25 protein-coding genes and 1 pseudogene are annotated in these 22,534 nt (G+C 58.4%); 19 read left to right on the top strand and 7 right to left on the bottom strand.

Features of this window, described 5'->3' with window-relative positions:
- Positions 1 to 60 precede the first annotated feature (60 nt).
- From GIV35_RS12390 to GIV35_RS12440, 11 genes and pseudogenes are all read left to right on the top strand, one after another.
- Complete coding sequence (locus tag GIV35_RS12390; RefSeq protein ID WP_329609841.1) at positions 61 to 2,397, top strand: membrane-bound PQQ-dependent dehydrogenase, glucose/quinate/shikimate family; 2,337 nt, start codon at positions 61 to 63, stop codon at positions 2,395 to 2,397.
- A gap of 39 nt (positions 2,398 to 2,436) precedes the next feature.
- Positions 2,437 to 4,074: an MFS transporter gene (locus GIV35_RS12395; RefSeq protein WP_223023028.1), complete on the top strand. Its 1,638-nt coding sequence runs from the start codon at positions 2,437 to 2,439 to the stop codon at positions 4,072 to 4,074.
- A complete protein-coding gene (locus tag GIV35_RS12400) occupies positions 4,067 to 5,161 on the top strand; it encodes an HlyD family secretion protein (protein WP_223023029.1) in 1,095 nt (364 codons plus the stop codon). The genes GIV35_RS12395 and GIV35_RS12400 overlap by 8 nt, the downstream gene beginning before the upstream one ends.
- Before the next feature lie 242 nt (positions 5,162 to 5,403).
- Positions 5,404 to 5,652: pseudogene (locus tag GIV35_RS27480) on the top strand (ParA family protein); the annotation flags it as partial.
- Positions 5,653 to 5,805: 153 nt separating this feature from the next.
- Positions 5,806 to 6,228 carry an arsenate reductase ArsC gene (locus tag GIV35_RS12410; RefSeq protein WP_202692176.1) on the top strand — a complete coding sequence of 141 codons (423 nt, stop codon included), beginning with the start codon at positions 5,806 to 5,808 and terminating at the stop codon, positions 6,226 to 6,228.
- Positions 6,229 to 6,236: 8 nt separating this feature from the next.
- Positions 6,237 to 6,581, top strand: coding sequence for a metalloregulator ArsR/SmtB family transcription factor (locus GIV35_RS12415; RefSeq protein ID WP_168220182.1), 345 nt, complete (start codon positions 6,237 to 6,239; stop codon positions 6,579 to 6,581).
- A 24-nt stretch (positions 6,582 to 6,605) separates the two neighbouring features.
- A complete protein-coding gene (locus tag GIV35_RS12420) occupies positions 6,606 to 7,889 on the top strand; it encodes an arsenic transporter (RefSeq protein WP_007247284.1) in 1,284 nt (427 codons plus the stop codon).
- Between the two features lie 16 nt (positions 7,890 to 7,905).
- Entirely contained in the window at positions 7,906 to 8,376 is a 471-nt protein-coding gene (locus GIV35_RS12425; RefSeq protein ID WP_213153020.1) for an arsenate reductase ArsC, read from the top strand.
- A gap of 47 nt (positions 8,377 to 8,423) precedes the next feature.
- The gene (gene arsH / locus GIV35_RS12430; protein WP_105227451.1) at positions 8,424 to 9,137 is read left to right on the top strand and encodes an arsenical resistance protein ArsH; all 714 of its coding nucleotides are present in this window, start codon (positions 8,424 to 8,426) and stop codon (positions 9,135 to 9,137) included.
- Positions 9,138 to 9,157: 20 nt separating this feature from the next.
- Positions 9,158 to 9,580, top strand: coding sequence for an arsenate reductase (glutaredoxin) (gene arsC, locus GIV35_RS12435; RefSeq protein WP_200649363.1), 423 nt, complete (start codon positions 9,158 to 9,160; stop codon positions 9,578 to 9,580).
- Between the two features lie 37 nt (positions 9,581 to 9,617).
- The gene (locus tag GIV35_RS12440) at positions 9,618 to 10,691 is read left to right on the top strand and encodes an ArsO family NAD(P)H-dependent flavin-containing monooxygenase (RefSeq protein ID WP_223023030.1); all 1,074 of its coding nucleotides are present in this window, start codon (positions 9,618 to 9,620) and stop codon (positions 10,689 to 10,691) included.
- 26 nt (positions 10,692 to 10,717) lie between these two features.
- On the opposite strand, the gene GIV35_RS12445 is transcribed toward GIV35_RS12440, so the two are convergent.
- Positions 10,718 to 11,269 (bottom strand): arsinothricin resistance N-acetyltransferase ArsN1 family B, encoded by a 552-nt coding sequence (locus GIV35_RS12445; protein ID WP_200649365.1) that lies wholly within the window; start codon positions 11,267 to 11,269, stop codon positions 10,718 to 10,720.
- 480 nt (positions 11,270 to 11,749) lie between these two features.
- Here GIV35_RS12445 and GIV35_RS12450 point away from each other — a divergent pair, with 480 nt between their 5' ends.
- Positions 11,750 to 13,237 carry a SulP family inorganic anion transporter gene (locus tag GIV35_RS12450; protein WP_236264926.1) on the top strand — a complete coding sequence of 496 codons (1,488 nt, stop codon included), beginning with the start codon at positions 11,750 to 11,752 and terminating at the stop codon, positions 13,235 to 13,237.
- Between the two features lie 15 nt (positions 13,238 to 13,252).
- On the opposite strand, the gene GIV35_RS12455 is transcribed toward GIV35_RS12450, so the two are convergent.
- The 3 genes from GIV35_RS12455 to GIV35_RS12465 are packed head-to-tail and all read right to left on the bottom strand — an operon-like array spanning position 13,253 to position 13,913.
- Positions 13,253 to 13,411 (bottom strand): hypothetical protein, encoded by a 159-nt coding sequence (locus GIV35_RS12455; RefSeq protein WP_223023032.1) that lies wholly within the window; start codon positions 13,409 to 13,411, stop codon positions 13,253 to 13,255.
- Complete coding sequence (locus GIV35_RS12460) at positions 13,412 to 13,759, bottom strand: hypothetical protein (RefSeq protein ID WP_236264928.1); 348 nt, start codon at positions 13,757 to 13,759, stop codon at positions 13,412 to 13,414.
- Positions 13,740 to 13,913 (bottom strand): hypothetical protein, encoded by a 174-nt coding sequence (locus GIV35_RS12465; protein ID WP_014719228.1) that lies wholly within the window; start codon positions 13,911 to 13,913, stop codon positions 13,740 to 13,742. The genes GIV35_RS12460 and GIV35_RS12465 overlap by 20 nt, the downstream gene beginning before the upstream one ends.
- Before the next feature lie 135 nt (positions 13,914 to 14,048).
- On the opposite strand from GIV35_RS12465, the gene GIV35_RS12470 reads away from it, so the two are divergent.
- On the top strand, positions 14,049 to 14,723 hold the full coding sequence (locus GIV35_RS12470) for a response regulator transcription factor (RefSeq protein WP_236264930.1): 675 nt from the start codon (positions 14,049 to 14,051) through the stop codon (positions 14,721 to 14,723).
- The gene (locus GIV35_RS12475) at positions 14,716 to 16,044 is read left to right on the top strand and encodes a sensor histidine kinase (protein WP_105227443.1); all 1,329 of its coding nucleotides are present in this window, start codon (positions 14,716 to 14,718) and stop codon (positions 16,042 to 16,044) included. Before GIV35_RS12470 ends, GIV35_RS12475 begins: the two co-directional genes overlap by 8 nt.
- Before the next feature lie 10 nt (positions 16,045 to 16,054).
- Here the strand turns inward: GIV35_RS12475 and GIV35_RS12480 are convergent, their stop codons facing one another.
- Positions 16,055 to 16,495 carry a hotdog fold domain-containing protein gene (locus GIV35_RS12480; protein WP_105227441.1) on the bottom strand — a complete coding sequence of 147 codons (441 nt, stop codon included), beginning with the start codon at positions 16,493 to 16,495 and terminating at the stop codon, positions 16,055 to 16,057.
- A gap of 134 nt (positions 16,496 to 16,629) precedes the next feature.
- Between GIV35_RS12480 and GIV35_RS12485 the strand changes: the two genes are divergently transcribed.
- The 5 genes from GIV35_RS12485 to GIV35_RS12505 all read left to right on the top strand — a co-directional run bounded on the left by GIV35_RS12485 (position 16,630) and on the right by GIV35_RS12505 (position 21,142).
- Entirely contained in the window at positions 16,630 to 17,247 is a 618-nt protein-coding gene (locus tag GIV35_RS12485) for a TetR/AcrR family transcriptional regulator (RefSeq protein WP_054921569.1), read from the top strand.
- A 526-nt stretch (positions 17,248 to 17,773) separates the two neighbouring features.
- Positions 17,774 to 18,985: a YeeE/YedE family protein gene (locus GIV35_RS12490; protein ID WP_236264932.1), complete on the top strand. Its 1,212-nt coding sequence runs from the start codon at positions 17,774 to 17,776 to the stop codon at positions 18,983 to 18,985.
- Complete coding sequence (locus GIV35_RS12495; RefSeq protein WP_198715698.1) at positions 18,975 to 19,508, top strand: GNAT family N-acetyltransferase; 534 nt, start codon at positions 18,975 to 18,977, stop codon at positions 19,506 to 19,508. Before GIV35_RS12490 ends, GIV35_RS12495 begins: the two co-directional genes overlap by 11 nt.
- Positions 19,509 to 19,599: 91 nt before the next feature.
- Positions 19,600 to 20,142 (top strand): cysteine hydrolase family protein, encoded by a 543-nt coding sequence (locus GIV35_RS12500; RefSeq protein ID WP_236304303.1) that lies wholly within the window; start codon positions 19,600 to 19,602, stop codon positions 20,140 to 20,142.
- 4 nt (positions 20,143 to 20,146) lie between these two features.
- Positions 20,147 to 21,142, top strand: a complete 996-nt coding sequence (locus GIV35_RS12505) for a GlxA family transcriptional regulator (protein ID WP_236265977.1) — start codon at positions 20,147 to 20,149, stop codon at positions 21,140 to 21,142.
- On the opposite strand, the gene GIV35_RS12510 is transcribed toward GIV35_RS12505, so the two are convergent.
- Complete coding sequence (locus tag GIV35_RS12510) at positions 21,114 to 21,284, bottom strand: DUF2986 domain-containing protein (protein WP_105227431.1); 171 nt, start codon at positions 21,282 to 21,284, stop codon at positions 21,114 to 21,116. The genes GIV35_RS12505 and GIV35_RS12510 overlap by 29 nt on opposite strands.
- A 197-nt stretch (positions 21,285 to 21,481) precedes the next feature.
- Positions 21,482 to 22,510 carry an alpha/beta hydrolase family protein gene (locus GIV35_RS12515; RefSeq protein ID WP_236265600.1) on the bottom strand — a complete coding sequence of 343 codons (1,029 nt, stop codon included), beginning with the start codon at positions 22,508 to 22,510 and terminating at the stop codon, positions 21,482 to 21,484.
- Positions 22,511 to 22,534: the final 24 nt, after the last annotated feature.

A 22,534-nucleotide genomic window follows, 5' to 3' on the forward strand; every position in this document is an offset into this window, starting at 1 on the left:
TAATAGGCTAACACTATCATGACTGGGTCTGAGAGCCATTTAGCGTATAGGAGTTCAACTGTGACCTCGATAAATCGTATTTTTGCCAGCCTGGTCGCCTTGATGGGGCTGGGGCTATTGTTAGGTGGGGCTTACCTCTTAACCCTTGGCGGATCGTTTTATTACGTCCTGGCCGGATGGGCCTATCTGAGCGCTGGCGTCATGCTCTGGCGTCGACAAATTTATGGAGTATGGTTGCTGGTAGCGGTTGCCGTGCTAAGTGTTCCATGGGCGCTCTGGGAGTCAGGCACGTTCTATTGGGCGCTGTTTCCACGCCTGCTCGTACCGGCAGCGTTGGCGAGCATCGGCTTGCTTCTGCTATCCACTTGGTTGCCTGCGGACTCCCGGCGTCGGATACGCGGCCTGGGTGTACTAGCGCTATTAGGGACGGTTGTGTTCTTCGGGTTTGCCTTTACTCCGCATGGTGTCATCTCGCCTGTCCCGGGCACACCTTTTACTGCAGCAGCTACAAACACCACGCCTTCAAATTGGTCCGCATATGGCCGAACCACGGCGGGTACGCGCTACGCGCCCTTTACGCAGATCAACCGTGACAATGTTCAGGACTTGAAAGTGGCCTGGACCTATCGTACCGGCGCGAAGATCGAGTTGGACAAGGGTGCCGTGGATTCGAACACCCCATTGCAAATTGAAGATACGTTGTTCACTTGCACACCCGATGATCGCATTGCTGCCATCGATGCAGATACGGGGATAGAACGCTGGAAATTCGATACCCATAGTGCATCTCCTATGTGGAACCGTTGCCGCGGCCTGGGTTACTACAAGCTCAAGGAGGCGCCGGCTGATGGCGTCTGTGCGGAACGAATCGTCAACTCCACCATCGATGCGCGCCTGATCGAACTAGATGCCAAGACCGGCAAGCAATGCCCAGGTTTTGGCAGCGACGGCGTCGTCGACCTGAAGCAGGGCATGGGCGACGTTAAGCCTGGGTTCTACTTTCAGACTTCCGCGCCGCTGGTGGCGCGCGACTACATTATTATCAGTGGCTGGGTAGTTGATAACTACAGTCGCGGTGAGCCGTCAGGTGTGATCCGCGCCTTTGATGCCCGCACCGGCGCACTGGCATGGGCGTGGGACCTGGGCAACCCGGACATAACCGGCTTGCCACCGGCTGGGCAGACCTACACGCCCGGCACGCCAAACATGTGGACCGCCGCTGCCTATGACGACCAGTTGGGTCTTATCTATGCGCCGCTGGGAAATGCCACGCCGGACTTTTTCGGCATGGAGCGACCACCGCACTCGGATGAATACAACTCTTCCCTTGTCGCCCTCGATATCATGACGGGCCGCCCGAAATGGAAATTCCAGACCGTCCATCACGACATCTGGGACTACGACTTGCCTTCTCAACCCGCGCTGGTCGATTTGCCTGACGGCCAAGGCGGAACCATCCCCGGGGTATTGCAAACCACCAAGCGTGGCCAGCTTTTCCTGCTAAATCGCGCCACCGGGGAGCCGATTGCGGACGTCGTCGAAAAGCCCGTGCCTACGGCCGGTGCGGTACCTGAAGAAAAGCTTTCGCCTACACAGCCTTATTCGGTAGGGATGCCGACTATCGGTGCCGAACACCTCACCGAGAAGAAGATGTGGGGGGCAACCATGTTCGACCAACTCATGTGCCGCATCATGTTCAAGCAACTGCGCTACGAGGGTGACTTTACGCCGATCGGTCTAACCAAGGCGTTGGATCAGCCAGGCAATATCGGAGGATTCAACTGGGGCAGCGTCTCCTACGACCCCGTTAACCATCTGGCTTACATGAACGATATTCGGGTGCCGAACGTCTTTTGGTTGATGCCTCGTGATGAATTCAATACTTGGACAAAATCCCACCAGATCGAGGTGAGTGGACATGGGCCGTCACCGCAGTTGAAAACACCTTACGGTCAAGCCATCTATATCTGGATGTCATCCCTCGGGGTTCCGTGCAACCAGCCACCCTATGGGACCGTCACGGCGGTCGATCTGAATACGCACAAGGTGGCCTGGCAAGTGCCGGCTGGCACCACAGAGCAATTGGGGCCACTGGGTATCGCATCACACCTGCCCATGCCCATGGGCATGCCAACTTATGCAGGAACGATGACCACGGCAGGCGGCCTCGTATTCTTTGCGGGTTATCAGGACTACTACATCCGGGCATACGACGGGCAAACTGGCAAACTCGTCTGGGAGCATGAATTACCGGTTGGCGCCAGCGCCACGCCGATCTCCTACGTCTCGCCGACGACGGGCAAACAGTACGTTGTCATCTCCGTAGGCGGGGCAGCGCATTCTCCCGACACCGGTGACTATGTAATGGCCTTCAGCCTTCCGACATCCCAACCGTGAAGCGTCTGCAGCGACGGCAAAAGAAGGCGTTACCTGTACATGGCCAGCGCTGAATACGTGTTCAAAGCTGACGAGAAACCGGCGATGGCGGGCAGTCCGTATATGCCCAGGCTGTCGCCGGCCAAGCGTGGCATATATTTTGTCGTAGGCTTATTCCTCGGAACCTGCACGACGCTGTGCAACGGCCTGGTGGCGAGCAATCTAGGCGTAATCTCTGGCTCTATTGGTGAGTACACGGCTCAGGTCTCATGGTTGGTGGCAATTTTTTTGGCGATCAATGCCAGCGCCAACCTGACCTTGGTCAAGGCCCGGATGCAGTTCGGAATCCCTTTGGTTACGGCAAGCATTGTTGGTACCTACATCGCTGCCTGTGTGCTGCAGTTACTGTGGCCCACTCTGACAACTGCGGTCATTGCCACGGCGATCAACGGCTTGATGTGCGCGACGTTGATCGCCTTGAGTACCTATTATCTGATGCAGGCCCTAGCCCCATCGGCCCAGCCGATGGCCCTGATTATCAGCGTAGGGCTTACCCAGATAGGATCGCCGGTGGCGCGCATGATTCCCGTGGAATTTCTCGCCTCAGAACATTGGTTGGGGCTGCACCTGTTGAATCTTGGCATCGGTATGGCGGTGTTGGGTGTGACGTTGGCGGTGCCTTTGCCACGCAGTGATAGGGTCAGCGTGTTTTCTGCCTCGGACGGCGTGGTGATTGTATTGCTGGTTTCGTCCTTCCTGCTGTTTGCCGGTGTGCTTGGCCTCGGCCGGAGCTATTGGTGGACCGATGCGCCCTTTCTCGGCTGGATGTTGGTGGCGGCTATCTCTCTGCTGGTGACGGCGGTGTTCATTGAAAGACGTCGGCGTCAGCCGCTGTTGCAATTGGAATGGCTGGGCAGTTTCGACTTGATGCGTTTTGTTGCGATTGCGCTGCTGGTTCGGCTATCGCTGGCCGAGCAGACTTTCGGCTCGGTAGGTTTGCTATCAATGGGCGGGCTCAATAACGATCAGTTGCGTGTCCTGTTTGCGTGCGTACTGGTGTCGATGCTGGCGGGGATCGTCGTCGCTTGCCTGACGTTGTCGCCCAAACGTATCCCCTGGCAGGTCATGGTCGCGGCGTTGTTTATCGCAACGGGAGCGTATCTGGACTCGCAATCCACCAGCCTCACGCGTGCGCCGCAACTGTACCTGAGCCAGTGTTTGATTGGGTTCGGTGCGACGCTGTTTATCGGGCCTGCCTTGATCTTTGGCTTCCTCAAACTGTTCGCGAAGGGGCCGCACTACATGGTCACGCTCGTGGTCTTGTACGGGGCGAGCCAGAGTATCGGCGGCCTGGCGGGGTCGGCTGTAATGGGCAGCTACGAGTTCATCAGAACCCAGTCCCATACCGCTAGTCTGGCGGACAGTACGCTGCTCACCAATCCTCTTGTCGTAACGCGCCTCGGGATTGGCGAGTCGTCACTGTCGAGTCATATAACCGACCCGGAACAGCTCCAGCAGCAGGGCAGCAAGCTGCTTGGACAAGCGTTGCAGCAGGAGGCTAGCGTACTGGCATTCAATGACGTCTTTCGCATCGTGTCAGTGCTGGCTTTTGGCACCGCGCTGTATGTGTTTTATCTGCAGATGTCGGCTTTTTTCCTCTCGCGCATTCGTCGTGAGCCTGAGACCGTAAATGACTGATTCCAATACTGTTCCATCACATGTTGAACACACTGCTTCTCATTGGTCGCCCCCGCCCCGGGGCCGTTTGCAAGGCATCATCATGGTGCTGGCTGCGATTGGCGTTATTACGATCGTCCTGTACATCTGGAAATTGCCGCCTTTTGACGCAGGTTTGCAACAGACAGATAACGCCTATGTGAGGGGGCGAACCACGGTGATTGCCCCTCAGGTCAGCGGCTATATCGTCCAGGTGGCCGGGCAGGATTTCGCGCAGGTCAAGCGAGGCGAGGTCCTTGTGCGTATTGACGATGAGGTCTACCAGGCGCAGGTGGATGAGGCGACGGCTAATCTTGCCGTCGCCAAGGCCGACCTCTCCAACAACCAGCAGGCGCACGCTGCTCGCATGGCGGGCATCGAGAGTCAAGTTGCAGCTACGGCTGGTGCGCAGGCGCGCTTATTGCGTGCCCGCGCTGATATGCAGCGCGCAAACGCGTTGGTCATGGATGGCGCCATTTCTACGCGCGAGCGCGACCAGGCACGAGCCGATTTCAGTCAAGCCCAGGCCGAGGTACAGCAGGCGGGTGCGCAAGAGTCGATTGCTCGGGAGGAGTTGCGTACCGTGGATGTCGGCCGTGAAGGTCTGGAAGCCCAGGTGCGGGTGGCACAGGCAAAACTGCGTGCGGCTCAGATTGATCTTAATCACACGGTCATCCAGGCGCCGGAGGATGGCGTGCTCGGAGAAGTGGGCGTGCGGTTGGGCCAATTCGTGACCCACGGTACACAATTGATGTCGGTAGTGCCCGCTGATCACTGGATAGTCGCGAACTACAAGGAGGCGCAAACTAAGGCTATTGCGCCCGGGCAGACCGCGACGCTCAGGATTGATGCGTTAGGAGGTGCGACGCTAAAGGGGCATGTCGAGCGGCTCTCACCAGCGACGGGCTCGGAATTCGCGGTGCTCAAGCCGGACAATGCAACGGGCAATTTCGTCAAGGTACCGCAGCGTATCGGGGTGCGCATATCTGTTGATCCGGACCAGCCTTTCGAGTCCTCGCTGCGCCCGGGCATGTCGGTTGAGGTCGATGTCGATACGCGTCATCGGTGAGGAGGCGGGTAGGGGGCTATCAGCATTCAGTTGCCGTTGAGAGCCCCCCTGGAGCGTATGGACAGGTAGCAAATGACTGTTAATCATTGGGTCCCTGGTTCGAGTCCAGGTCGTGGAGCCAGATAGAGAAAAGCCTGTAGAGATACAGGCTTTTTTTTGCTTGGGATTTGACCCAGCAATCCAAACGCTTAGCGCGCTTAGCATGACGCCCTCTCTAATCCTTCGATTCAGAGGTAAGGCCAATGAAAGTCGCTGCAGTCGTTTCAACCAAAGGCGGACCGGGGAAAACTACGGTTGGCGCCAATCTAGGCGCGTTCTGCGCCGAAGTGGGTCTTCGTACCTTACTCATCGATCTCGATACCCAGCCGTCACTGTCCTCGTTCTATACGCTAACGCATGAGGCGCCGGGCGGGACCTACCAACTGATCGCCAATAACGAGACGCGTGCCGATCAGGTCATTTCCAAGACCCGCATCCCTAATCTTCGACTGAAGGAGTTCCCGCACATCGTCTGGAGTATCGGGCTTGCGACTCACCGCCGCTCTCCAACGAACAGGAAGAAAAGCGGCGATAGCGAACACATATGGTTTACTGGATATTCGAATATCCGTATATTTGTTTCTCCATATGCATAGAGTTCAACCATGAGCCCTGCTATCAAAGTTCTTTTCGTGTGCGTTGCCAACTCAGCCCGCTCCCTGCTTGCAGAGGCTTTGCTGCGGCACACCGACCCGCGCTTCGAGGCCTTCAGCGCAGGGTCTGAACCATCTGAGGTTGATCCGTGCACGACTCAAGCATTGGAGGCGGTTGGAGTCGATGCAACGGGTCTGCGCAGCAAGTCCATCAACGAGTTTCAAGCTGATCGATTCGATTACGTAATCACTCTTTGTGATAAATCCGCAAGCGAGTGCCTACCAATGCCCAGCGCAGGTGAAGTCATTGCCTGGGATTTTCCTGACCCAGTAACCAGCGATGATCCTGGCGCATTTCGCCACACGCTCCACGACATCCACGAGCGCATCAAGCTCTTCGTTTTGGTCAAGACCAAACACCTGGAGGATCTGTGACAGAACCCATGAATCCCACCACCTTATTCAAGTGCCTGGCGGATGACACCCGAGCAAAAATTTCGCTGCTTGTCGTGAGTGAAGGTGAGCTGTGTGTTTGCGAGCTAACGGCAGCACTCGACCTGAGTCAGCCGAAGATTTCTCGTCATTTGGCGCTGCTGCGCTCTGCCGGTTTGCTGTTGGATCGTCGCCAAGGCCAATGGGTGTACTACCGGCTGAATCCTGATTTGCCCACGTGGGTGACTGCAGTTTTGAAGGAAGTAGTAGACGCCAATCAGCAATGGCTGGAAACCGAGGCTAAGCGCCTCTGCTGCATGAGCGACCGTCCGATCAACCAAGCCGTGTGTAGCTGATTCACGCCCAACCGGATTAATGAAATGCTGATTGCCGTATTGATCTTTATCGCCACCATCGTCCTTGTTATCTGGCAGCCCAAGGGGCTTGGGGTGGGCTGGAGTGCGATGTTCGGTGCCATCGTGGCGTTGCTGGCAGGTGTCGTTACCCTTGCCGACATACCAGAGGTTTGGCGCATAGTCTGGAACGCTACCGGAACGTTCATCGCGGTCATTATTATTAGTCTGTTGCTTGATGAGGCAGGCTTTTTCAAATGGGCTGCGCTGCATGTGGCCCGATGGGGAGGCGGGAGCACCCGTAAGCTGTTCGCATTTATCGTCCTGCTGGGCGCAGCGGTGTCGGCCCTGTTCGCCAATGACGGAGCAGCATTGATCCTCACACCCATTGTGATCGCGATGTTGTTGGCGTTGCGTTTTTCGCCTGCTGCTACGTTGGCATTCGTAATGGCAGCCGGTTTTATCGCCGATACGGCGAGCTTACCGCTGGTGGTTTCCAACCTGGTCAACATTGTCTCTGCCGACTACTTCGATATCGGCTTCAACGAATATGCTTCGATCATGGTGCCGGTAAACATCGTCAGCGTGGCAGCGACATTAGCCATGCTGCTGTGGTTTTTCCGCAAAGATCTACCAAAGACCTATGACCTCAACCAACTGGACAATCCGGACGAGGCGATCCACGACCGGGCCACTTTTGTAGCCGGTTGGTGGGTGCTGGCATTACTGCTGATCGGCTTCTTTGTCATTGAGCCATTGGGAGTGCCAATCAGCGCCATTGCAGCGGTCTGTGCATTCATTCTCTATGTCATCGCGGCTCGTGGTCACGCCATCAACACAAGCAAGGTGCTAAAAGAGGCGCCATGGCAGGTGGTGATTTTTTCTTTGGGTATGTACCTGGTTGTTTATGGCCTGAAGAACGCCGGCCTGACCGACCACATCGCGCAGATCCTGAACGTGTTCGCCGGTTATGGCGTTTGGGGCGCGTCCCTTGGTACAGGGCTGCTAACAGCGTTGCTGTCTTCGATCATGAACAACATGCCCACCGTTCTGGTAGGCGCCTTATCCATTCATGCCGCCGAAGTCGATGGTGTTGTCCAGCAAGCGATGGTTTACGCCAACATCATCGGCTGCGACCTGGGCCCGAAGATCACCCCAATTGGGAGCTTGGCAACTCTGTTGTGGCTGCACGTGCTCGCCCGGAAAAACATAACGATCAGCTGGGGTTACTACTTCAAGACCGGGATCGTGCTGACCGTGCCCATCCTCGTCGCCACATTGTCCGCCCTGGCACTGCGCCTCAGTTTTTGAATCAAGGAATCGTCTGATGAAAGTCTTGTTCATGTGCACACACAACAGCTGCCGCAGCATTCTGTCCGAGGCGCTTTTCAACCACTTGGCGCCCGAGGGTGTAGAAGCCGTCAGCTCAGGAAGCTTTCCCAGTGGCCGGGTGAATCAACGGGCGTTGCAAACGCTGGAGACGGCGGGTATCTCCACGGCGGGCTTGAGCAGCAAGGCTTCGGATGCTTTTGAAGGCTCACCTCCAGACATCGTGATCACTGTCTGTGACCGGGCCGCGGGTGAGGCATGCCCAATCTTCTTTGGGCCAGCTTTGAAGGCGCATTGGGGTCTGGCCGACCCGTCTGACGCTAGCGGTTCGGAAGCCGAGATCACCACAGCTTTTGAAACCACACTCGCCAAAATTCACGAGCGCGTGAGCGCATTTCTTGCGCTGCCACTGACGACCATCAGCGCTGAACAGTTGAAAGCTGAACTGAACCGCATCGGTTCGCTTTAAAGATCAACCGAGGCGGCACCCAACTAGGCGCCGCCGTAGGAGTTTATATGCAAGACACATTGCCGAACGTACACGCTGACCTGATCGACATTCCGTCGCTGGAGCAACTGTCGCCTCGCACGCCTTCGCTCCATAAACCTCGCATTCTTCTGCTGTATGGATCAACACGAGAGCGCTCATTTAGCCGATTAGTCACGCAAGAGGCGGCACGCCTGCTGAATGAGTTTGGTGCTGAAACCAAGATCTTTGACCCATCGGGTCTACCGCTTCCGGATGACGCTCCCGATACACATCCAAAGGTCTCTGAGCTGCGCGAGCTGATGCAATGGTCTGAGGGACAGGTGTGGTGCTCCCCTGAGCGTCACGGCTCCATGAGCGCAGTATTCAAAGCCCAAATTGACTGGGTTCCGCTGGCGATAGGTGCTGTACGACCTACGCAGGGCAAAACCCTAGCTGTGATGCAGGTCTGTGGCGGCTCCCAATCCTTCAACGTGGTTAACCAACTGCGGGTACTTGGACGGTGGATGCGGATGTTTACCATCCCTAACCAGTCTTCCGTGGCCAAGGCGTTCACCGAGTTCGATGAAGCAGGCCGTATGAAACCGTCCTCGTACTACGACCGACTGGTGGACGTGATGGAGGAGTTGATGAAGTTCACGCTGCTGTTGCGGGATCGCCAGGATTATTTGGTTGATCGGTACTCCGAGCGTAAAGAGTCCGCCCAAGAGCTTTCCAAGCGCGTCAACCAGCGCTCCATCTAACGTCAGCACGAGGAAGCGATATGAGCCAGATCACGATCTACCACAACCCCGAATGCGGCACTTCTCGCAATACCTTGGAGTTGATCCGTAACAGCGGGGAAGAACCGACGGTTATCGAGTACCTGAAGACCCCGCCTGATCGCGCCACACTTACCAGGCTCATCGGGGACATGGGTATCGGGGTGCGGGCTCTTTTGCGTATTAAAGGCACTCCGTACGAAGAGCTGGGATTGGGTGAAGCTTCGCTGACGGACGAACAGCTCATCGATGCCATGATGGCTCACCCTATCCTGATCAATCGCCCCATCGTCGTGACGCCTTTGGGGACGCGTTTGTGTCGTCCGTCAGAAGCTGTGCTCGATTTGTTACCGCAAGAGCAGCGTGGGAGTTTCGCCAAAGAGGACGGCCAAATAGTCATTGATGAGCACGGTCGCAGAGTCTGATACGACGACGGTGAGGTGCCGCGATTGAGCCTGGAGGATGCTGGTGAGTCAGAATTCGAAACTTGATGTTGTGGTCATTGGCGGTGGTCAATCCGCGCTGACAGTCGCCTATTATTTGAAGCGGTCAGGCTTGTCTTACGTGCTGCTCGATGCGGAGTCGGCACCAGGAGGAGCCTGGCGGCATGGCTGGGGCTCGCTGCGACTCTTCTCTCCATCGGCATGGAGCTCGATTGCGGGCTGGCCGATGCCTGCCGTATCAGAAGAAACGCCTCACCGTGATGATGTTATCGACTATCTGACTCTGTACGAGCGTCGATATGACTTCCCCATCATCCGATCCGCCAGGGTGACCCGTGTCGAAAAAATCGAAGAAGGATTACGGGTTGTCTCCGGGGATAGAAACTGGGATGCCAAAGCGGTTATCAGTGCAACAGGCACCTGGAGCCGCCCATTTACCCCAAGCTATCCCGGACAGGAGTTGTTCGTAGGGCAGCAGCTTCATTCCGCTCATTACGTTGGGCCGGATGAGTTTGAGGGGAAAACCGTCCTTGTCGTGGGTGGTGGCAACTCGGGAGCCCAGATTTACGCCGAGGTATCTAAAGTGGCTCAGGCAACCTGGGTGACTCAAGAGGCTCCAAAGTTTCTACCTGATGAGGTTGATGGGCGTGTCCTGTTCGAACGAGCTACTGCTCGATTGAAGGCGCAACAGGTTGGTGTGGAGCCTCAGCAACCCGTTGGAGGGCTGGGAGACATTGTGATGGTGCCGCCCGTAAAGGACGCTCGCGAGCGAGGCGTGCTGAACGCGGTGCGGCCATTCACGCACTTCACCTCAACGGGTGTCGTGTGGTCATCAGGAAACGAGACGAAGGTGGATGTCGTCATCTGGTGCACCGGGTTTTCTCCAGCGCTCGACCACCTAAAGAGCCTAGGCATTGCAGGCCAGGATGGCAAAGCGGCTGTGGACGGAAACCGGAGTGTCGCTTCACCCAATTTGTGGCTGGTGGGTTACGGCGATTGGACGGGGCTCGCGTCTGCGACATTGATCGGAGTAACCCGTACCGCTCGGGATGTAGTCAAGCAAGTGCAAAGCTATCTCACAGATACAGCCTGATAGTTCACGCCGAGAGTTCGAGCGGGCTACTGTGATACGGCTTCAAGTTCAGGAAAAATAATTGGCTCCAGTGGCGGAGTCGCCTGGCACAGGCTGAGCCGCCAGTAGCCAACGTCGTGCCATTTTCCAAGCTTGAAGCCTACCTCTGGATATGTGCCGATGTGCACGAATCCCAGCGACTCGTGCAGTCCCACACTTCCTTCATTGGGCTGCGCAATTCCGGCGTACGCTGCGCGAAATCTCTGTTTATCAAGAATCGGAAGCAAGGTCTCATAGAGTTCACGGCCAACACCCTGACGGCGAGCTGACTCTGCTATGTACACCGTCACGTCAACTGCCCATCGGTAGGCCGGGCGTGCGCGGTGCTGGCTTGCATAGGCATAGCCCTTGATCTCCCCATCTTCTTCGGCCACAAGGTAGGGATATGTCTGAAGTGTCGTGGTTATCCGCCGAGCTATTTCCTCAACGCTTGGCGGAATCTCTTCAAACGAGATCGCCGTTGTTGAAACGATGGGGGCGTAAATGCGCTGGATGGCTTCAGCATCTGCTACCGCCGCCGTACGAATCTTCGAAACCATTGAAGTCGCCTTAATTCAAAACGTAGACACTACTTTTCCGAACACCATATTGAATATGGCGATCTGGCGGTGCTACCGAAAGCATGTTTAGCGCCACAGATGTTGATCAAGAGTGGGCTGGTAGGAGTCTACTGCCTGCAGTAAACCGTCAGCATCCTATACGCTATGAAATCCACTTAGAGCTTGACACCCGGTCGCAATTTAAAAGGGATTTGAGGTACAGTGCCAGCTCTGCATCCCTTTGAGCTACAGGAACATCAGCATGACTGTACTCCAAACGATCTACTGGCAGCCTACGCCGCCTTAGCGCTACGCCCCCTCGCAACACCTTGCTTCCGCTAGCTTCGCTCGCGGGCGCGCACTGCTGTACGCCTGGTTTTTCACCTTAAGCACACAGCAAAAAATCCTCAAAATTTGAATTTGTATCGATTAGCTCGCCGTTCCCTTGGCGTGCGCGATGCTTTGCCTTGGATATTTTCTATGCTGCAAAAACTTAGACAAACGTGGTTTTCCAACGTCCGTGGCGACGTGCTCGCGGGGGTAGTGGTCGCACTCGCGCTTATCCCGGAAGCCATCGCCTTTTCCATCATCGCCGGTGTACACCCCAAAGTCGGTCTCTACGCCTCCTTCTGTATCTGTGCTGTCATCGCCTTTGTCGGAGGGCGCCCCGGGATGATCTCGGCGGCCACCGGCGCCATGGCACTGCTCATGGTTACGTTGGTTAAAGAGCACGGACTTCAGTATCTGCTGGCCGCGACCCTTCTATGTGGCGTACTTCAAATCCTTGCCGGCTACCTGAAGCTTGGCTCGTTGATGCGGTTCGTTTCACGGTCGGTAGTCACCGGTTTCGTAAACGCATTGGCGATCCTGATTTTCATGGCGCAGTTGCCGGAACTTACGAATGTCACCTGGCGCGTCTACGCCATGACGGCAGCGGGCCTCGGGATCATCTACCTGTTCCCATACGTACCGAAGATCGGCAAGCTGATTCCGTCACCGTTGGTGTGCATCCTGACGCTGACTGCCGTCGCCATTTACCTCGGTTTGGATATCCGCACCGTCGGTGACATGGGCCAACTGCCGGATACGTTGCCGATTTTTCTTTGGCCCGAAGTGCCGCTGAACTTTGAAACCCTGCGCATCATTTTCCCGTACTCGGCTGCTTTGGCCGTAGTGGGTCTACTCGAGTCAATGATGACCGCGACCATCGTCGACGATCTGACCGGTACCACCAGCAACAAAAACCGCGAGTGCAAAGGCCAGGGTGTGGCCAACATCGCTGCCGGCATGCTTGGCGGCATGGCAGGTTGCGCCATGATCGGCCAGTCGATCATCAACGTGAAGTCTGGTGGCCGCACCCGTCTCTCGACATTGTGTGCCGGCATTTTCCTGCTGCTGATGGTGGTATTTCTTGGCGAATGGCTCTCCAAAATCCCTATGGCGGCACTCGTGGCTGTGATGATCATGGTGTCCATCGGCACCTTTAGCTGGGATTCTTTGCGTAATCTGAAAGAGCATCCGCTGTCGACCAACCTGGTCATGGTAGCGACCGTCGTGGTCGTCGTGGCCACTCACAATCTGGCTTACGGCGTACTGGTAGGTGTGCTGCTGGCTTCGCTGTTCTTTGCCAATAAGGTTGGGCACTACCTGGATATCAAGAGCAGTCTGGAAGAGACGAAATCGCATCGGACTTACCACGTCGTGGGCCAGGTGTTCTTTAGCTCTGCGGACAAGTTCACTGAGGTTTTTGACTTCAAAGAAGCGCTCAACAAGGTCACCATCGATCTCACACAGGCGCATTTCTGGGACATCACCGCCGTCGCAGCGCTGGATAAGGTCGTGATCAAGTTCCGCCGTGAAGGCGCTGAGGTTGAAGTGCTCGGTCTCAATGAAGCCAGCGCAACAATCGTTGACCGCTTCGGTGTGCATGACAAACCCGGTGCCATCGACAAGCTCATGAGCCACTAAGGAGAATGACAGTGATCAACGCGGCGGCATGTTCAGGCGTGAAACGTTGAGAGGGTGTTCTGGTGCGCTGCGCAGCTCGCCGTTGGCGACCTGGCCTGGCAGCAAGTCTGCCTCCAGCGCAACGGCTGTAAAGCTGCCCAGCGCCTGCGCTGGGTAAGCATTAAGGCCGTGCATCTAAAACGTGCGCGGTGATTGAACTGTAGGCAGGAGGTAGTCGAACCGTTGCGCAAGGTTCCAGCCTGATAGCCGCTGCAGCTCATCGACATCGCTCGACTCATCTTCATGCGCGGTGTAGCACTCGTCACCACTGCGCCTGTCATCGGGATAGACCATAAAACCACCACGGCCGTCAGGGCAGTCGGGCAGATACACCGAGGTCAGGTTGCGTTGCTCATCGAGGTGCGCATTCAAGCGCGCGATATATAGACCCATCGAAACCGCCACACCAATAACCAGCACCACGCAGACGACCAACTGGCTGGCATAGCTGGCGCCCAGCTCATCACGACGCACGGGCGACATGACACGACCCTGTCTGCTCAACATTCTGGCCAATCAGAAACCAGCCACTGCCTCCCATGCGTACCAACTGAGTTTGCTGTGGAAGGATGCCCACCATCAGCGCGAGGAAAATCACGGCTAACAGCACCCCTTTGATCATCGAATACAGGTTCATGACGGTGACGAGCTCTGGATAAGAAGAGCCTTAGCCTAAGCAGCGCGGGGTTAACACCAGGTAAACATCGCAGGAAGCAGCCTGACTTCCGCTATCCTTCACACCGCTGAGCACCATCTGCCCGAGGGTTTTTCCGTGCATATTCATCTGCTGCTGGTCGAGGACAACCTGGACCTGGCCACCACTGTCATCGAGTACCTGGAGATCAGCGGTATCGTCTGCGATCACGCCAGCAATGGCCAGGCCGGGCTCAACCTGGCGCTCAACCAGCATTACGACGTCATTCTGCTGGACATCATGCTGCCGCGACTGAACGGCCAGCAGTTGTGCGCAGGGTTACGCCAGCAAGGCATCCAGACCCCCATCCTGATGCTGACCTCGCTGGATGCGTTGCCCGACAAGCTCGCCAGTTTTGCTGCGGGAGCCGACGACTATCTGGTCAAGCCGTTCGAGCTTGCCGAGCTGGTGGCGCGGATTCGCGCCTTGAGCCTGCGGCGCAGCGGCCAGACCAGCCGCCTGCAAGTGGACGACCTGGTCATGGAGCTGACCACTCGCACAGTCAGCCGGGCAGGGCAGGAGCTTCATCTGTCACCCATCTGCTGGGCCTTGCTGGAGCACTTGATGCGCGCCAGTCCCGAGCCTGTTCCCAGGGAGCGGTTGGAAAGCAAAATCTGGGGCGATGAGCCGCCCGACAGTAATACGCTCAAAGTGCATATGCATCGGCTGCGCAAGGCGGTAGACAAACCTTTTGGCCGGCCATTGATCCACACCCTGGCGGGTGTCGGCATCCAGGTAAAGCCCCATGCGTAGCGGCCTGAGCCTGAAGTGGGTAATCAGCGGCAGTTTCCTGTGTCTGATTGCGGTGGTGCTGGTGATCTATAGCAGGCTGCTGCCTGAATTCACCGTGCGCGGCCTGTTCTACACCGCCAGCGCGATGATGGAGGAGGAAGCCCTGTATTTTCTCCGGCACTACAAACAGGACCCGACCACGCCGACGCCGCACAATTACTACTACACCAGCGTCATCGGCAAGGAGGCGTTGCCGCAGGACGTGCGCGAGTTGCTGAATGCACCGCCGAGCCTGTCCTTTGGTGCGGTGAATATCTTCGGCGATCTCTATTCCGATGACGACGAGGCGCCGTTCCATATCGTTCTCGAACAACCTCTGGGCGACGGCAAAACCCTCTACATGTATGACATCGACCACGATAAGGAGGTAGGGGGTGAGGTGGAGACGCCATTGTCCGACGCCTACTTTGACCAGGTACTGGAAAGCGTCCAGCTCATCAGCCTGGCCGTATTCGTGCCGGCGCTGATTATCATCGCGCTGTTGGTGTGGTGGTTGGTGCGTCCGCTGGGACGTCTGATCCAATGGTCCAGCACCCTGAACAATCCTGACGCCCTGGCCAGCGAGCGGCCGGGTTTCAACTTCAAGGAGTTCAATATGTTGGCCGATGCCCTGGCCAAAAGTGTTGTGCAAGTGCAGGCCGCCAGCCAGCGTGAAGGCCGCTTGTTGCGCTACACCAGCCATGAACTGCGCACGCCGCTGGCGGTGCTCAAGGCCAATATCGAATTGTTGGCTCTGCAATCGGGTGGTGTGCTACCACCCTCGTTGCAGCGCGTAGAACGCTCCGTGCTCAATATGCAGCTCATCGCCGAGACATTGCTGTGGATGAGCCGCGAACGTCCAGAGTCGTTGCCCGAGGAAGACGTTAATCTGAGCGAAGTAGTTGGCGAACTGATTGAAAGGCACCGCTACCTGATCGGTCACCGGGATATTGAGCTAAGCATCGACATCCACAACGAACCTTGCCGGCTGCCCCCTACGGCGTGTCGTATCGTGATCGGCAACTTCCTGCGCAATGCGCTGCAATACGCGGAAGAGGGCACGGTGGATATCAGTTTCAAATACCCCCGGCTGGTGATTGCCAATTACATCAGTGAGGTCAAGCCGCGGCAGGAGTCCGATGATTTTGGGTATGGGCTTGGGTTGCAGTTGATGCGGCAGTTGTGCGCAAAGCTGGGCTGGCAGATTGAGGTGATCCGTGAGCAGCAGCGGTTTACGGTCATTCTTGATTTTACGAGCGGGCGGGACACGCCGCCGGCAGACGGCGCACCTGGAGTCTGTTGAACGATTGTGCCTAAGCGAGCTTCACATTCATGGTGATGTGGGCGGTGAAGACCTTGACGCCGCCCGCATCGAAGATCTCCACCGGCACGATCTTGTCTCCGGTGGTTTGCCAATCGATAGCGCTGCCATCGGCAACAGCGCGGATATCGGTTTTCGCCTTGGCCAGATATTCCACAGTCATGCCTTTGGGAATCCAGCGTGCGCCTGCGGGGATCGACGCGTCGGTCATCATGCCGCCGGCCAGTTCGGCGGCGTTGCACAGTGCGATGGCATGCACCGAGGCCAGGTGATTGGTGATTTCCTTGCGAAACGGCACGGTGACCACCGCATGGTTGGGTTTGAGCTCCGCGATCTCGGGAGTGATGGTGCTGAAGTAGGGTGCCATTTGGCACGCCAGGTTGCTGAATGCGGCGGGGCCTACGCTATTGAACATGCTCAGGGCTTGGCTCATCGGAATATTCTCAAGGGTCATTTGCAGAATAATATTCTGTAACGGAACAATATTCTGTTGATTCCACGACTGTCAACCTGAGCTTTCTCTGCCGGTCGTTCAGCCTATAAACTGTTTTGATTTGGCGTTCCTCCATGCACTCCATCGATCTCATCGAGCGCACCTTCCCCGGCAGGCGCAGCGACCTCAAGCGCATCATCCTGCGCGAAGCACTGGCGTGTTTTAACGAGGTGGGCATCGAGGCGACCTCTATCGAAACCATTCGCGCGCGCTGCGACACCAGCGTGGGCGCTATCTATCACCACTTCGGCAATAAAGAAGGGTTGGTCGCTGCGCTGTTCTTTGCGGCGCTGGAGGACCAGGCCAGCCTGCGTGACCACTATTTGCAAGCAGCGGACACCGCCCACGCAGGTGTCGTCGGGCTGGTGTACAGCTACGTTGAATGGGTGACCGCACAGCCGGACTGGGCGCGGTTCGTGTTCCAAAGCCGTTTTGCCGTCTCCAGCGGCCCGTTCAAGGACGAGCTGCTTGCACGCAATAAACAGCGCAACCAACAGTTGAAGGAGTGGATGAGCGGGGAAGGGCGCAAGGAGCATTTCAGTCACTTGCCTGCCGAGCTGATCCCTTCGCTGATCATTGGCGCGGCGGAAAGTTACTCGCGTGCGTGGTTGTCGGCGAAGGTCAAAAAGAGCCCATTTGAATACCGCGAACTGCTGGCTGAAGCAGCGTGGAAGTCGATCAGCCTGGGTTAGTCAGTCCTCCATCCCCTGTGGGAGCTGTCGAGCTTCAGCGAGGCTGCGAAAGCGGTAGTTCAGGCGATGAAAAGGTTGCCTGTGCCGCCGCCATCGCAGCCTCGCTGGGGCTCGACAGCTCCCACATTTGGGCGGTGTTATTGTCGAGAGTTGTGTTTGGCGCGATGGTCCTGCAAAGCGTGATTCCACATACACAGCCGATCCCCTGTGGGAGCTGTCGAGCTTTAGCGAGGCTGCGAAAGCGGTAGTTCAGGCGATGAAGAGGTTGCCTGTGCCGCCGCCATCGCAGCCTCGCTGGGGCTCGACAGCTCCCACATTTGGGCGGTGTTGCTGTCGAGAGTTGTGCTTGTGGCGATGGCCCTGCAAACCGATATTCCACATAGACCGCCGATCCCCTGTGGGAGCTGTCGAGCTTTAGCGAGGCTGCGAAAGCGGTGGTTCAAACGATGATCCTTTCGGTAATGCCCCACCTGGTCAAATTCCTTCTGAGGCTATACTTGCCTCCTTCCAACCAATCGAGAACCCCATGAGCACGTCTCTTTCCCTGACGCCCGTGCGCAAGCCCGTCGCGCCACTGATTGCCTTTATCATCCTGGTGGCGGGCGCGCTGTTCCTGCAGAACATGGTTGGCGCACGCCAGGTGTTGCTGCTGGTGGTCGGCGCCGCGCTGGGCCTGACGCTCTATCACGCAGCCTTCGGTTTCACCTCGGCCTGGCGCGTGTTTATCAATGATCGGCGTGGCGCTGGCCTGCGTGCGCAGATGGTGATGCTGGCGGTGGCGGTGCTGCTGTTTTTCCCGGCGCTGGGCGCGGGCACTTTGTTCGGCCAGCCGGTCGTGGGGCTGGTGGCGCCGGCGGGTGTGTCGGTGGTGTTCGGGGCGTTTATCTTCGGGATCGGCATGCAACTGGGCGGCGGCTGTGCGTCGGGCACCTTGTTCACCGTCGGCGGCGGTAATGCGCGGATGTTGGTGACGCTGCTGTTCTTTATCTGTGGCTCGTTGATCGCCACCCATCACGTCGACTGGTGGTTTGCACTGCCATCGTTCCCGGCGGTTTCCATTGTCAAAAGTTTCGGTGTGCTGCCGGCGCTGGTCCTGAGCCTGGCGCTGTTTGCGTTGATTGCGGTAGTCACGGTGCGCCTGGAAAAGCGCCGTCACGGCCAGCTTGAACCAGGCGTGCAAAGCGAGCACCAAGGGCTACGCCGCTTTCTGCGTGGGCCATGGCCGTTAGTCTGGGGCGCGATTGGCCTGGCGCTGCTCAACTACGCCACCCTGGCCTTGGCTGGGCGGCCGTGGGGCATTACCTCGGCGTTCGCGCTGTGGGGCGCCAAGGTGGCGAGCGGGCTGGGCGTGGACGTTGCCAGCTGGGCATTCTGGCAGATGCCGGGCAATGCCAAGGCCCTGGCTGCACCGGTGTGGGAAGACATCACCAGCGTCATGGACATCGGCATTGTCCTCGGCGCGCTGCTGGCCGCTGGCCTGGCCGGGCGTTTCGCGCCCAGCCTGAATATTCCAGCGCGCTCGTTGATCGCGGCTGTGATCGGCGGCCTGATGCTTGGCTATGGTTCGCGCCTGGCCTATGGCTGCAACATCGGCGCGTACTTCAGTGGCATCGCCTCGGGCAGCCTGCATGGTTGGGTGTGGCTGGTGGCGGCCTTTATCGGCAACAGCGTGGGCGTGCGCCTGCGGCCCTTCTTCTTTGCGGGCGAACGGCCCCAGGTGGCCTTGAGTGGCTGCTGAGCAGTCCACCCACATTCGCCTGGGGCGCATGCAAGATGCCGGTTTTTTGCCCGCCATCGAGCAGTGCGCGGCCCAGGCGTTTCGCGCAATCGAAGGGCTGGCTTGGCTGGCGGATGCCGCGCCGATCGGCGTCGAGTGCCATCGGCAGTGGATCGCGTTATCGACCTGTTGGGTGGTGGTTGATGACCACGATCGCCCTCAAGGCTTCCTCAGCGCAGAACGCTTTGGCGACGACCTGCATATCCATGAAGTGTCGGTGGCTCAGCCGCTCCAAGGCCAGGGCTGGGGGCGCAGATTGGTGGAAACGGCGATAGAGCATGCCCGCGCCCAACACCTGCGTGCGGTGACGCTGACCACCTTCGTGCATGTACCCTGGAATGCTCCGTTCTACCGGCGCCTTGGCTTTGCCCCTTACCTTGATTCGCGTCTGGAAACGATCCTGGCGGATGAGTACGCCCATGGCTTCGAACCCGGCAGCCGTTGTGCCATGGCGTGCCAGGTGACATGTCCGAATCCGTCCTGAAGTAGTCTGCCTTGCGCCTGTCGCGCACTGTGGGTGGTCCTTACCATGGCGTGCATCGTTTACCCACTGATGCAAGCCACAAGGACTGTCCATGACCCATAAAGCCCTGATCGTGATCGACGCCCAACATTCCTTCCGCCATTCAACCTACTGGTCCGAAAATGACCTGCCCGACTATCTGGAAAAACAGCAGGCCCTCATCGATGGTTGTGTTCAGCGCGGCATCCCGGTGGTACAAGTCTTCCATGTTGAAGACCAGGGGCATTTCTCCATGCAATCGGGCAACGTCAGGGCATTGAGCGAGCTGTCGATCAATCCGCAACTGGTGATCCATAAGCGCTACCACAGTGCTTTGGCCGGTACGCCACTGGCCGCTCGGTTGGTGGAAATGGGCGTCACCACGCTGATCATCAGCGGCATCCGCACCGAGCAATGCTGCGAGACCACCACGCGGCAGGCTGCGGACAGCGGCTTCAAGGTGGATTTTGTCAGTGAGGCGACGTTGACCTTCCCGATGACCCACGCGCGTAGCGGCCGGGTCTATACGCCGGCCGAGATTCGCGAACGCACGGAGTTGGTCCTCGATGACCGCTTCGCCCGCATCGTGACGGTCGCCCAGGTACTCGCGGAGTGACGCGGTGAGCGTGCCGGTGCTGTTCGTGCTGTTACCAAACGTGCTGATGCTCGACCTGGCCGGGCCTGCGGAAGTGCTGCGCCTGGCCGCGCAGGTCGATGACCCGGCGGCGGTGGATTTCGACTTGCAATACGTCAGCCCAGTGGCAACGCTGCACACCTCCATCGGCTTGCCGCTGACGGGGCTGGCGCCGCTGCCGCCGACCCTGGTCCCCGGTACGCTGGTGGTGTTGGTGGGCTCCACGATGAACGTGTCGAAAGCCCACCAAAAGGCTTTCGAATCGGCCAGCCATCAGCTCACCCAGTGGCTGCAAAACGTCTTCGCGCCCTCGGCCGAGCGTCTGGTGTGCGTGTGCGCTGGCGCGTTGAGTGCCGCCAGGGCCGGGCTGCTCGATGGGCGCCAATGCACCACGCACCATTCGCTGTGCGCCACCCTGCAGGCCCTCGCCCCCAAGGCCCGGGTTCTGGAAAACCGCCTGTACGTCACCGATGGCGCGGTCAGTTGCAGCGCCGGTGTCACAGCGGGTATCGACCTGATGCTGCACCTGGTTGCCGAACTGGCCGGGCCACGGCTGGCATGCGCGGTGGCGCGAGACATGGTGGTGTACCTGCGCCGCAGCGGCAGCGACCCGCAGTTGTCGCCTTGGGTGAGCGGGCGCAATCACCTGCACCCGGCGGTCCATCGCGTGCAAGACGCCATCACCGCCGCGCCCTGTGAAGCCTGGACACTCACCCGCATGGCAAGCCTGGCCTGCACCAGCAGCCGGCACCTGGCGCGCCTGTTCCAGGAGCACGTACAGATCAGCCCCTTGGATTACTTGCACCGCCTGCGCCTGGCCGTAGCCCGCGAACTGCTGGCCGAGTCGGCCTTGGACATTGAAACCGTCGCCGAACGCGCAGGCTTTGGTTCGGCGCGTCATCTGCGGCGGATCTGGGGTAAATATGAAGCGGCAACCCCTTCAGCCATGCGCCTTACTCAGCAGGCGTCTCGGGGGACGTAACCGGGTCTTGGCCAACTTCGGTTTCCAACTTCAAACGATCGGCCTTGCTGATGTATCTGTCTTTGCTTTTTGGCGCCAGCTTGGCACTGGCCTTTTTGGCTTTGGCCTTGAAGAGCTGCTGGAGTTTTTTCTGGCGGTTCATGTTTCGTTGCCTGAAGGGGAAAGGCGCGGATGATACCAGTTTCAACAAATGTGACCGGGCGCTGGGTTAATACCAGTCAGTTAAGGCAGAGCCGGTAACTGTGGCGAGGGAGCTTGCTCCCGCTGGGCTGCGTAGCGGCCCCAAAAAAGCTGGGAGCGCTGCGCACTCCAGCGGGAGCAAGCTCCCTCGCCACGGGCTCAGCGCGCCAGGAACTGGGTGATCAGCGTGGTTATCTGCTGCTGGATCACGGGCCGTGGCCGCGCGCCTTCACCGTCCTGGCAAATGATGCTGTCGCCGGGCACATCAGCGTCAAGCACCGCTGCCGCGCCCGGTTTGCACTGGGACATAAAACTGAAGTGGTTGGCGTCCTGGATCTCCACGTACTGCGTCGAGGCTTTTGGCAGCCGCTTGGCCATGTCGGCCGATTCCATCTGCGCTGGCAAATCCGCTGACGGTACACCCGCCGCTATCACCAACGCCCGCACCGGCAGCGCCGCCAGGCTTGCATCGGTAAACCCGCGCGACAGGCCCAGGTCCAAAGACACCACGGCGCTGACGCGCTTGTCGCTCAAGTCCGCGGCCAATTGCGCCTTCCCGTTCGGAGTGCCCTCAGGGTTCATCTCACGGTAGGCGGTACACGCGATCAGCGTCGGATGGGCGCTGCAGTCCCGGGCAAACAGCGCCGGGTCGAAACGTGCACCGGCCGTCTCCATCACCGTCCAACCCCCGAGGGAATGACCCACCACCGCGATCCGGCCGCTATCCACCGCACCGAATGGCTCGGGCTGCGCCAACAGCGCATCGATGGCCCGGCTCAAATCCCTGGGCCGTTGCCACAACTGCGCAGCGGCCTCGGCGCTGCGATCCTGGCTGGTAGTGCCCGGGTGGTTGACCGCCGCCACGATATAACCCTGCCGGGCCAGCGCACTGGCCAGCCACGCCTGCTTGCCCCAGTTACCACCGTAGCCGTGGGAGAGCACCACTAAAGGATGCCTGCCGGGCGTCGGTGCGGCATCAGGTACCGCAAGCACACCAATGAATACCAGGTTGTCGGCGATCAGCTTGGGTTGCGCGGTGGTAGTGGCGGGGTACCACACGGCCATTTCCAGCGGGCGGTTGTTGTGGGTGTCCGGCAAGGTGGTGGTTTGGAAGCCGACGGGGTTGTCGGCGGCGAATGCGGGAGCGTTCAGGCACATCAGCAGCAGAGCGGCGAGGGGGGCTTTCATGCTTTTTCGTCCTTGAAAGAGAGG

Source organism: Pseudomonas sp. PA-1-6B, assembly GCF_021609545.1.
GTDB classification, from domain to species: domain Bacteria; phylum Pseudomonadota; class Gammaproteobacteria; order Pseudomonadales; family Pseudomonadaceae; genus Aquipseudomonas; species Aquipseudomonas fluorescens_BV.